This is a genomic window from Streptomyces sp. NPDC002265, assembly GCF_040296125.1.
Classification (GTDB): domain Bacteria; phylum Actinomycetota; class Actinomycetes; order Streptomycetales; family Streptomycetaceae; genus Streptomyces.
On the sequence record NZ_JBEOWS010000356.1, the window covers coordinates 1 to 9,827 of the forward strand.

Genomic DNA, 9,827 nt, shown 5'->3' on the forward strand with positions numbered 1-9,827 from the left:
GCCCGGCGGGTCACCAGTCCCGGGTGCCGATGAGTTCCTCGACGTCCGCGTCCGGGAAGCCGTAGGCGCGGGCGACGAACCAGAAGTCCTCGGCGATCACCTCGCGCGCCACCGTCTCGATATCGCTGTCGGCCTCCTCGAACGCCGTCTGCAGGTCGTTGAACTCCTCGGTGGCGGCCTGGGTCAGGACGTAGAGCGCGTCCAGGTCCGCGGGCCGCTCGGCCTCTATGCGCTCGCACAGGCGCAGCAGGATCGCCCTGCCCAGGTCCACCACGTGATCCGGGTAGTAGTCGTCGCCGTACAGCCCGCGCAGAAACGGATGTGCGGTCACCTGCTGGTTGTCGATCGGCATGCTGCTGCCCGTCCTTCGCGGCGTTCGATGTGACACCTTGATCGTGCACCACGCCACTGACAACGCCCTGGAGCCGCCGTATGCCGCCCGCCGCACCGTCCTTCGAGCTGCTGCCCGGCGCCGACGAATCGCCCGTGATCCTGCATGTGCCGCACTCCGCGCGGGAGATACCGCCCGCGGTACGCGCCCGGATCCTGCTCGACGGCCCGGCGCTGGAGCGGGAGCTGGACCACATCACCGACGCGCACACCGCACGGATCGCCGCCGAGGCGGCCCGGTCGGCCGCCGTGGCGCCCTGGCGGTTCGTCAACCGGCTCTCCCGGCTGGTGATCGACCCGGAGCGCTTCCCCGACGAGCGGGAGGAGATGCTCGCCGTGGGCATGGGCGCGGTCTACACCCGCACCACGCACCGGGAGGCGCTGCGGGCCGAGGAAGCCGACCCGCGGCCGTTGATCGAGCGCTACTTCCGGCCGTACGCGCGGGCCATGACGGAGGCGGTGGCGGACCGGCTGGCGGTGACCGGGCGGGCGGTGATCGTCGACGTGCACTCGTACCCGGCCGAGCCGCTCCCCTACGAGCTGCACGGCGAGGGCCCGCGGCCGGCGGTCTGCCTGGGCACCGACCCCTTCCACACCCCGCCCGCCCTGCTGTCCGCGGCGCGGGAGGCCTTCGCCGGCTGCGGGGAGACGGGGCTGGACAGCCCGTTCGCCGGGACGTACGTACCCCTGGAGTTCTACGGCAAGGACGCCCGGGTGAGCGCCCTGATGGTGGAGATCCGCCGGGACACGTACATGAGCGAGCCGGGCGGCCCGGCGGGGCCGGGACTGACCCGGCTCGCCGAGGCGCTGGCCGCCCTGGTCGACGCCGTCCCCCGCTGACCGGCCGGACGGCCGGCCGCGGGTGGCGGCCGACCGTCCCGGACGCGAGGTCTCAGGCGCGCAGCCACTCCGTGACGACCACCTCGGCGCCGGTCCGCAGCCGCAGCGCGAAGGGACCGGCGGGCGGCGCGTCGCAGGTGAAGCGGCCCAGGTCGTCCGCGGTGAGCGGAGCGGCCGTCCGCGGACCGCTGAGCACCTCGATACGGGCCGCCTGCGGCGGCAGCACCTGCCCCATCAGCCCCTCGGAGGTCACCTCCACGTCGACGCTCAGCTCCCCCGTGCGGAACGTCAGCATCCGCGGCGGGTCCAACACTCCCCTGACCGGAATGGCGTCGGTCAGCGAGTCGAAGGTCAGCTCGGCGATCCGGGCGTCGAGGTCGTGCAGCGCGTACGCCTCCACCGCGATCCGGTACAGCTCCGCGGGCACCGGGTCCAGGACGGCGGCGGCACGGCGGAGTTCGTCCTCCAGCCGGTCGCAGTCCGGCCCGTCGTCGAACCCGTCCGCCGGGCTGTCGTCCCCGTCCTCGTCCGGCTCGGCGTCGTCGAACCCGTCCTCGTCGAAGTCGGGCAGGTCCAGGCCGTTCATATCGCTCATGTCGCCCATGTTCACAGCGCTCCCCGTGCGTCGAGTCGGGCCCGCAGCCGGCGCAGACAGCGCTGGCGCAGCGGTCCGATGCTGCCGACGGCGATGCCCAGTGCCGCGGACACCTCCTGATAGCTGGGTGGCTGCGCGGCCATCAGGACGCGCAGCAACTGCCTGCAGCGCTCGCCGAGTTCCTCGAACTCCTGCCACACACGCCGGATGCGCTCGCTCTCGGCCGCGGCCTCCTCCGAGTCGAGCACGGACTGCTCCGGCGTACGGTCCTCGCTGACCCGGTCGAGCAGCTGTGGATCGTCGGTCGGCATCAGCCGCTTCGAGTTCTTGATGACCTTCAGGCTCTCGTGCCGTGTCGTACTCGCCAGCCAGGAACCGGCCTTGTGCGGTTCCCGGATCCGCCCCAGGTTCTGGGCGAAGCGGAACCACACGGTCTGGTAGACCTCGTGTCCGTCGGCGTCGGAGAGCCGGTGTGCGCGCACCACCGACCACACCAGGGGGCTGAGCCCCTCCACGAGCGCTTTCCAGGCCGCCGCGTCACCGTCTACGGCGGACTGGACGAGCGCGCCGACATCTGTACGATCCACGGCCCCACCCCTCGTGTACGGCATGTCATCGTACGCCGTGGAAGGGGCAGCTCCGGCCCTCATGCGGGAGGCGCGAGCTGCACGACCGGCACCGGACGCCAGGTGGGCGGCCGCAGCGCCGGTACGTGTGCTCCGCGCACCTCGGCGAACCCGGTGTTCGCCGCGAGGAGCTGCCTGCGGGCCGCGCGCGGGTCGGTCTCCTTGTGGGCGGTCATGTGGGAGGCGATCAGTCCGGCGGCGACCGGGGTGGCGAAGGAGGTGCCGCTCCAGTGGGCGAACCCCTCGAACATCACCTGGTCGGCCTTGCCCGTGGAGGTCTCCCGCTCCTCGCTCAACAGGCCGGTGTGGCGCGGCGACTGGCAGGTGCAGACATAGGTGAAGCCGTACCGGCAGGCGTCGTACGTGGAGTGCCGGTACACGTACGGGACGGGGGCGTCGAAGCCGGTGAGGGAACTGGTGAGGCGCTCGCCGGGGGCGTAGACCTGCACCCAGGAGCCGTGGTTGGTGAAGCAGGCGCCGAACTCGCCGTCCCCGCGCAGCGCTCCGACCGACAGCACGGTGTCCGCGTACTCGGGCAGCGAGGCGTAGGCGGCGGGCCAGAACGGGGTGGCGCTGGAGTTGTTGCCGGCCGCCGCGACCAACAGGGTTGGCTGGTCGCGCAGTTCGCGCATGAAGGCGTCCACGCCGAGCAGGCCGTCGGTGCGGCCGTTGCTGGTGCCGGCCGAGAGGCTGATGATGTCGGGCCAGCCGTTGCGGTCGACGGCCGCGAAGAGCGCGTCGCCGAAGTCGGACTCCAGGATGGCGCCCGCGTCGTTGAGCGTGTTCCGTACGGTGACGTCGGTGTTGGGCGCGACCGCGGCGACCAGGCCGGCGATGAACGTGCCGTGGCCCACGTACTGCTGGAGGACGCCCTCCTCGTCGGTCTCCTGGAGCTGGGCGTCGCCGTCGGTGTGGGCGAGCAGCGGGTAGGACCGGTGGTCGTGCATCAGGCCGGTGTCGACGACCAGCACGCCGACCGCGCTGTCCTGGTCGTACGCAGCCTCGGCCGGTGCGGGGTTGGGCGCCTGGGTGAGCGGGGCGGGCACGGGCTCGTCGCCGGGGCAGGCGTTGACGGCGATGGACACCACGTGGTTGCGGCTGACCAGCCGGCGGCCCGCGCGGCCCTCCGCCTCGCGCAGGGCGCGCAGGGCGCCCGCGACGGCGCGGTCGGCGCGCCGGTCGCCGTGTCCGGGGTCGCCGACCTGGATCCGGGTGATGCCGGAGCGGTTGGTGTCCGGGCCCGCGCGGCGCACATGGTCGGCGACGAGACCGGTGGTGTCGGTGAAGTGCGTGCGCACGGTGTCCTCGACGAGGCGCGCCTCCTCGCCGTCGCGGGCGAGCACGACACCCTTCTCGTAGATGAACTCGGCGGAGTCGTCCGGCCCCATCGCGAGGGGGACATCGGGGATCGAGCGCTGGATCTGGTCGAACTGCTCGTGGAATCGCTGCGGTGCCATGCGTGTCCTCCCACAGAGGCGGTGGTCTTCAATCAGAGTCGTACGGTCGTTGATTGATACAGCGTCAAAGCGCCGTTCCATGGTTCGCCGGGCTGCGGAGCACTACCATCCGTTGCGTGACAGCGGCAAGCGACTCGGTTCTCGAACTGCTGCCCATGGTGTTCGCCGCTCCCAACGACGCGGTGGCACGGGCGGAGGGAGTACTCGGCACCGATCCGCCGCCGCTGCACGCCTCAGTCGCCCACCAGGTGATCGGCATCTGGCAGCGGGACTGGGGCGACATGCGGATCGCCCTGCGGCATCTGCGGCGGGCCCGGGACCTGGCGGCGCGTGCGGAGTCGGCCGAGCGGGAGGCGGACGTGCTGGGCACGCTCGGGGTCGCGCTCGTGCACGCGGGCCGTACCCGGCAGGGTCTGGCCGCCTTCGAGCGGGGGGTGGGCCGCGGCAGCGGACACACCCGGGCCCGGGTGCTGTACCGGCGGGCCTACGCCTGGTGGGTACTGGGTCATCATCGTGAGGCACTGGAGGACGTACGCAAGGCGATCCCCGTGCTGCGGCAGGCGGACGACGTCATCTGGACGGCACGCGCACTGACCCTGCGCGCCACCGTGCATCTGGCGCTGGGCGCGGTGGAGCGGGCGGAGGCCGACTTCACCGCCGCCGAGGCGCTGTGGGACACCACCGGCCAGGAGCACGACAAGGCCGACGCGGTGGAGAGCCGGGGTCTGGCCGCGTTCCGCTCCGGGGACGTGCCCGTCGCGCTGCGGCTCCTGGACGAGGCCGAGGAGCGGTACGCGAAGCTCGGCACCCCGACGTTCATGCTCAACATCCGGCGCTGCGAGGTGCTGATGGCCGCCGGGCTGGCGCCGGAGGCGCTGGCCGAGGCGGACGCGGCGATCGGGGTGCTGGACGGGATCGGCGGGCAGTCCACCCGCAAGGCGGAGCTGCTGCTCGGGGCGGCCCGGGCCGCCCGTCTCTCGGGCGATCCGCACACCGCGATCGCCCGCGCGGACCTGGCCGTACGGCTGTTCGCGGCGCAGCGGCGCGGCTGGTGGGAGACGCACGCCCGGCTGGTGCTGATCGAGGCGCGGGTGGCCGCCGGGCGCGGTTCGGGCCGGCTGGTCGCGGACGCGGCGGCGGTGGCGGACCGGCTGGCCGCCTTCGGCGCGCCGGCCGCGCCGGAGGCGTCGTTGCTGGCGGGCCGGATCGCGCTCGGTCTGGGCTGGACGGCGGACGCCGAACGGCATCTGGCCGTCGCGGCGCGCGGCCGGCACAGCGGGCCGCCGCTGGCGCGGGTGACGGGCTGGGCGGCGCAGGCGCTGAGCGCCCGCGCGGCCGGTTCAGGGCGGGGGGTGCTGGAGGCCTGCCGGCGTGGCCTGGACGTGCTCGACGACCACCGGATGACGCTGGGCGCCTCGGAGTTGCGGGCCCGTGCCACCGAGCAGGGCGCGGAGCTGGCGGCGCTCGCGCAGCAGGCGAGCCTGGCCCGGGGCGGACCGCGGCGGCTGCTGGAGTGGAGCGAGCGCTGGCGGGCCACGGTGCTGTCGGCGCCGCCCACCCGTCCGCCGGCCGATCCGGCGCTGCTGAGCGGGATGACCGCCTACCGCGAGATCGCGGCGCGGGCCGAGGAGGCGCGCCGGGACGGGCGCCCGGTGCCCGCCCTGGAGCGGGAGCAGCGACGGCTGGAGCGTGAGGTGCGCTCGCGGACCCTGCACATCCGCGGGGCGGACCCCGGCGGCGGCGACCGGTTCGACCCGGACCGGCTGCTGCGACGGCTGGGCGACGACGTACGGCTGCTCGAACTCGCGGTGGTGGACGGGCGGGTGCATGTGCTGCTGTGCGCCCGGGGCCGGGTGCGGCGCTGGGCGGCCGGGCTGCTGGTGGACGCGGAGCGGGAGGCCGAGTACATCCAGGCGGGGCTGCGGCGGCTGGCGCATCCGGGGGCGGAGGGCCGGCTGCCGGTGGTGGAGGCGGCCGGTGCCCGGCTGGAGGAGCTGCTGTTCGGGCCGGCCGCCGGGCAGCTGGGCAGCGGGCCGGTGGTGGTCGTGCCGCCGGGCCGGCTGCACCGGGTGCCGTGGGCGTTGCTGCCGTCGCTGCGCGAGCGGGTGCTGAACGTGTCGCCGTCGGCGAGCAGCTGGCTGCGGGCCCGGGAGACCGCACCGCCGCCGGGCGGCCGTCATGTGCTGGTGCGGGGTCCGGGGCTGGCCACCGGCGGCGCCGAGGTGCCCGAACTGGTCGACCGGTACGGGACACCGGTCGTGCTGGAGCACGCCGACGCGCGGGTGCCGCGGGTGCTGGAGGAGCTGGACGGTGCCGCGCTGGCGCACATCGCGGCGCACGGCACCTTCCGGGCGGACTCCGCGCTGTTCTCGTCGCTGCGGATGGCCGACGGCCCGCTCATCGTGCACGACTTCGAGCGTCTGGACCGCAGCCCGTACCGGATCATCCTCTCCAGCTGCGACACCGCCCGGTTCGCCTCGGTCGGCGCCGACGAACTCCTCGGCCTGGTCACCGCTCTGCTGCCGCTGGGCACGGCCGGGGTGGTGGCGAGCAGCGCGCCGGTCAACGATGCCGCGGTGGTGCCGCTGATGCTCGCCCTGCACAAGGGCCTCAGCACCGGCCTGAGCCTGGCCGAGGCCCTGCGCGACGCGCGCACGGCGCTGCCCGGTGACGCGGTGCACCAGGCCACGGGGTGGGCGTTCACCGCGTTCGGTGCCGCCTGAACACCGCCGGTTCGGTGGCCTGTTCGGGGTTCAGGCCGAGCGGGGCTGCGGCTGCCGGCCGTCCGTGACGAGCCACGGCAGTGCCTCGCGGTCGCCGGCGCCGAGGCGGGCGTAGGCACCGTAGAGATGGTTGCCGACGGTGCGGATCGACAGGGTGAGCTGCTCGGCGATCTCGCGGTTGCTCAGGCCCGCCGCGGCGAGGGTGACGATCTGCCGCTGCCGGGCGGTGAGTTCGCCCAGGGCCAGTCCCGACAGGGCCGGGGTGCGGGCGCCCTGGCAGCGCCGGGCGAGTGCGGCGGCGCGGGTGCGTGAGGTGCGGGCGGCGCCGGGGGCACGGTGGACCCGGGCGGCCTGGGCGTGCGCCTCCGCCGCGAAGAGCAGGAAACCGCGTTGTTCCAGGGCCCGGGCCGCGCGGTCCAGGGCGGGCGCGTCGCCGTGCGCGAGGGCTCTGGCGTGGGCGGCGAGCACCCCGTCGGCGGGCAGGCGGCCGGCGGCCTCGGCCGGTGCGCCGAGCCGGACGGCCTCGTAGCGGGCGTACGGGTCACGGTCCCCCGACATGTCACGCAGGGCCTTCAGTGCGGCGGTGAGGTCTCCGCGGGCGGCCGCCAGCCACGCCTGCGACGCCTGGTCGGCGGCGGCCTCGCTCGCGGTCGTGACATCGCCCGACTGGGCTGCGGCCAGGGCCAGTTCGCGGCGGCAGGCGGTGTCGTCCGGCGTGCTGCGCAGGCCTTCCCTGGCCCAGGCTCCGGCCTCGCGCAGCCGTCCGCGCAGCCGGCAGAACCGGGCTCGTAGGGCCGCGTGGCCGGGCGGCAGCGGTGCGCCCTCCGCCACCAGCCACTCCCCCACGGGGGCCGGCAGGTCCCGTACGTCCGCGTGGGCGATGCGGTGTTCCAGCGCGGCCGACTCGCTCTCCAGGGCGTGTGCCCGTTCCTGCGGGGTCCGGGCCAGCCGCCCCGCCCGCAGCCGGCCGGCCGCGGCCCGCAGCACCGGGCCGTGCAGCGGGTGGGCGAGGCGGACGGCGTGCGCGGGCCGGGCGGCGTGCGCGGTCGCCGCGGGCCGGGCGGCGTGCGTGCCCTCGGGGAGGTCGTCGGTCTCGATCAGGCCGTCGGACTCCAGGCGTTCGAGGATGCGCAGGTCGAAGGTGTCGGCGGGCAGCGGGAGGGGCTCGGCGAAGGCGAGGCGGTCCAGGGTCTCGCGCTCGTCGGGGCAGGGGCGTTGCAGGAGCGGGGCGGTGCGTTCGCGGACGGCGGCGGTGACCGGTACCGGGCCGCGCCAGGCGCGCTCGCCGGTGTCCGGGTGCGGGGTGAGGGCTCCCTGTGCGTGCAGTGCGCCGAGCAGTTCGCGCAGCAGTCGCAGATCGCCCCGGGACAGGCGGTGCAGCCGGTCGACGGTGAGCGGGTCGAGCGGACCTGCGGCCCCCGCCTCCAGCAGTCGTGCGCTCTCCTCGGGGGGCAGTGGCGTCAGCGCGAGGCGGGGCAGCAGTTCGCCGGTCCACAGCCGGCTCACCGCGCCGGGCACGGGGGCGCCGTCGGTGGCGACGACCAGCAGCCGGGTGCGGCCGTGCACGGCCAGGTGGTGGACCAGGGCGGCCGACACGTCGTCCAGCAGGTGGGCGTCGTCGACCATCAACAGCCGGGTGCCGGACAGGAGCCGGACGGCTCGGTGCAGGGAGACGGTGTCCGGGAGCAGCGGCGCGAAGGCGGCCAGCGGCAGGTCGCGGGTCTCGGGGGTGCCGGCAACGTGGACGCAGCCGGTCCCCCGTACGGCCTCGGCGGCGAGCCGGGTCTTGCCGCAGCCCGCCGTGCCGGTCACCACGATGCCGGGGCGCCCGGCGGCCAAGGACCTTCTGACCAGCTCCAGTTCGTCCTCGCGTCCGGTGAACGGCCAGGGCAGTCCGAGGGTGTTCGCGTCCCGTTCGAAAGTCGTCACGAGGGTATGAGCGGGGATACTCACCCCTGATACAGGGCGACTTGAGTAGACCGTGACTCAGGTGTGTGGGAACGGTCCGCGGCAGGCTGTGCCCATGACCGCTCGCTACTGCTCCCTCGCGCAGCAGTCGGCAGCCGCCTTCCCGGCGGGGCTGACCGCCGAGCGGCTCGGCGCGCTCGTGGGCGGGCGGTCGATGTGGGTCAACGGCACGGTCGTGCACTACTACTTCTTCGACGGCGACGCCGACGGGTCCCCGATCGCCCTGCCGGGCAGCGGCGGGACCCGGTGGGTGTCGTGGGTCGGCGGCAAGGAACAGCGGGACCTGGTGCGCGAGTGCTTCCGGGAGTGGCAGGACCTCGGTATCGGTGTGTCCTTCGTCGAGGTCGGCGACCGCTCGGAGGCCGAGCTGCGGATCGGCTTCCAGCTCGGCGACGGATCCTGGTCGGCCGTGGGCAAGGACGCGCTGCGGGTCGGCCTCAACGAGCGCACCATGAACTTCGGCTGGGATCTCACCGTGCCCGGGGAGCGTCCGACGGCACTGCACGAGATCGGGCACGCGCTGGGCATGGTGCACGAGCACCAGAGCCCGTTCGCCGGTCTCCACTGGGACGACGAGGCCGTGTACGCCGATCTGGCGGGCCCGCCGAACTTCTGGAGCCGGGAGACCACGGACGTCAACATCCTGCGCAAGCTGGACCCGGCCGAGGCCAACGGCTCGGTCTGGGACCCGCTGTCGATCATGGAGTTCCCGTTCGCCTCGGGGCTGGTCCTGGAGCCCGAGCAGTTCCGCGGCGGGCTGAACCCGCCCGGTGGCCTCTCTCCCCTCGACAAGGAGTTCGTGCTCCGCTGGTATCCGCCGGCCGGTCCGGACCGGCCGGCCGCGCTGGTGCCGTTCCGCTCGGCGCCGCTGCGGCTGGGCCCGGGCGAGCAGGCCGACTTCACCGTCGAGCCGGCGGAGACGCGTACGTACTCGGTGGGCACGTTCGGCGACAGCGACACCGTCGTCGTGGTGTTCGAGGAACGGGACGGGGAGCCCCGCTTCCTCGCCGGCCGGGACGACGGGGGCACCCCGCACAACGCGACGGTCAGGGCCCGTCTGGTCAGGGGCCGCCGCTATTTCGTCCGGGTCCGCCTGTACTCCGTCCGGGGGTCGGGCGAGACGGCGGTCATGTGCTGGTGAGCACAGGGCCGGCCTGACCCGGGCACACGGACCACGGTCCGGCGCCGGGGGAAAAGGGCCGGTGACGTCGCCTTCGGGGGAGGGAGA

The 9,827-nt window shown here is 74.5% G+C and carries 8 protein-coding genes; 3 read left to right on the forward strand and 5 right to left on the reverse strand.

Annotation, left to right across the window (positions count from 1 at the left end):
• Positions 1 to 10 precede the first annotated feature (10 nt).
• Positions 11 to 352: a DUF5713 family protein gene (locus ABT085_RS38625; protein WP_351619265.1), complete on the reverse strand. Its 342-nt coding sequence runs from the start codon at positions 350 to 352 to the stop codon at positions 11 to 13.
• Between the two features lie 80 nt (positions 353 to 432).
• Between ABT085_RS38625 and ABT085_RS38630 the strand changes: the two genes are divergently transcribed.
• A complete protein-coding gene (locus ABT085_RS38630) occupies positions 433 to 1,230 on the forward strand; it encodes an N-formylglutamate amidohydrolase (protein WP_351619268.1) in 798 nt (265 codons plus the stop codon).
• Positions 1,231 to 1,282: 52 nt separating this feature from the next.
• Here the strand turns inward: ABT085_RS38630 and ABT085_RS38635 are convergent, their stop codons facing one another.
• The 3 genes from ABT085_RS38635 to ABT085_RS38645 are packed head-to-tail and all read right to left on the reverse strand — an operon-like array spanning position 1,283 to position 3,908.
• Positions 1,283 to 1,825 carry a hypothetical protein gene (locus ABT085_RS38635; protein ID WP_351619272.1) on the reverse strand — a complete coding sequence of 181 codons (543 nt, stop codon included), beginning with the start codon at positions 1,823 to 1,825 and terminating at the stop codon, positions 1,283 to 1,285.
• Between the two features lie 11 nt (positions 1,826 to 1,836).
• The gene (locus ABT085_RS38640) at positions 1,837 to 2,436 is read right to left on the reverse strand and encodes an RNA polymerase sigma factor (RefSeq protein WP_351619277.1); all 600 of its coding nucleotides are present in this window, start codon (positions 2,434 to 2,436) and stop codon (positions 1,837 to 1,839) included.
• A gap of 35 nt (positions 2,437 to 2,471) precedes the next feature.
• The gene (locus tag ABT085_RS38645) at positions 2,472 to 3,908 is read right to left on the reverse strand and encodes a S8/S53 family peptidase (protein ID WP_351619282.1); all 1,437 of its coding nucleotides are present in this window, start codon (positions 3,906 to 3,908) and stop codon (positions 2,472 to 2,474) included.
• A gap of 155 nt (positions 3,909 to 4,063) precedes the next feature.
• On the opposite strand from ABT085_RS38645, the gene ABT085_RS38650 reads away from it, so the two are divergent.
• Positions 4,064 to 6,631 (forward strand): CHAT domain-containing protein, encoded by a 2,568-nt coding sequence (locus tag ABT085_RS38650; RefSeq protein ID WP_351619291.1) that lies wholly within the window; start codon positions 4,064 to 4,066, stop codon positions 6,629 to 6,631.
• Positions 6,632 to 6,661: 30 nt separating this feature from the next.
• Here the strand turns inward: ABT085_RS38650 and ABT085_RS38655 are convergent, their stop codons facing one another.
• On the reverse strand, positions 6,662 to 8,560 hold the full coding sequence (locus ABT085_RS38655; protein ID WP_351619285.1) for a LuxR family transcriptional regulator AbsR2: 1,899 nt from the start codon (positions 8,558 to 8,560) through the stop codon (positions 6,662 to 6,664).
• A gap of 94 nt (positions 8,561 to 8,654) precedes the next feature.
• Between ABT085_RS38655 and absR1 the strand changes: the two genes are divergently transcribed.
• The gene (gene absR1, locus ABT085_RS38660) at positions 8,655 to 9,740 is read left to right on the forward strand and encodes a beta-glucuronidase AbsR1 (protein ID WP_351619288.1); all 1,086 of its coding nucleotides are present in this window, start codon (positions 8,655 to 8,657) and stop codon (positions 9,738 to 9,740) included.
• Positions 9,741 to 9,827: the final 87 nt, after the last annotated feature.

Bases quoted from the DNA above. Each gene is read 5' to 3' on its own strand.
- ABT085_RS38650 (WP_351619291.1), top strand. From the start codon at position 4,064: ATGGTGTTCGCCGCTCCCAACGACGCGGTGGCACGGGCGGAGGGAGTA.
- ABT085_RS38640 (WP_351619277.1), bottom strand. From the start codon at position 2,436: ATGCCGTACACGAGGGGTGGGGCCGTGGATCGTACAGATGTCGGCGCG.
- absR1 (WP_351619288.1), top strand. From the start codon at position 8,655: ATGACCGCTCGCTACTGCTCCCTCGCGCAGCAGTCGGCAGCCGCCTTC.
- ABT085_RS38625 (WP_351619265.1), bottom strand. From the start codon at position 352: ATGCCGATCGACAACCAGCAGGTGACCGCACATCCGTTTCTGCGCGGG.
- ABT085_RS38645 (WP_351619282.1), bottom strand. From the start codon at position 3,908: ATGGCACCGCAGCGATTCCACGAGCAGTTCGACCAGATCCAGCGCTCG.
- ABT085_RS38630 (WP_351619268.1), top strand. From the start codon at position 433: ATGCCGCCCGCCGCACCGTCCTTCGAGCTGCTGCCCGGCGCCGACGAA.
- ABT085_RS38635 (WP_351619272.1), bottom strand. From the start codon at position 1,825: ATGAGCGATATGAACGGCCTGGACCTGCCCGACTTCGACGAGGACGGG.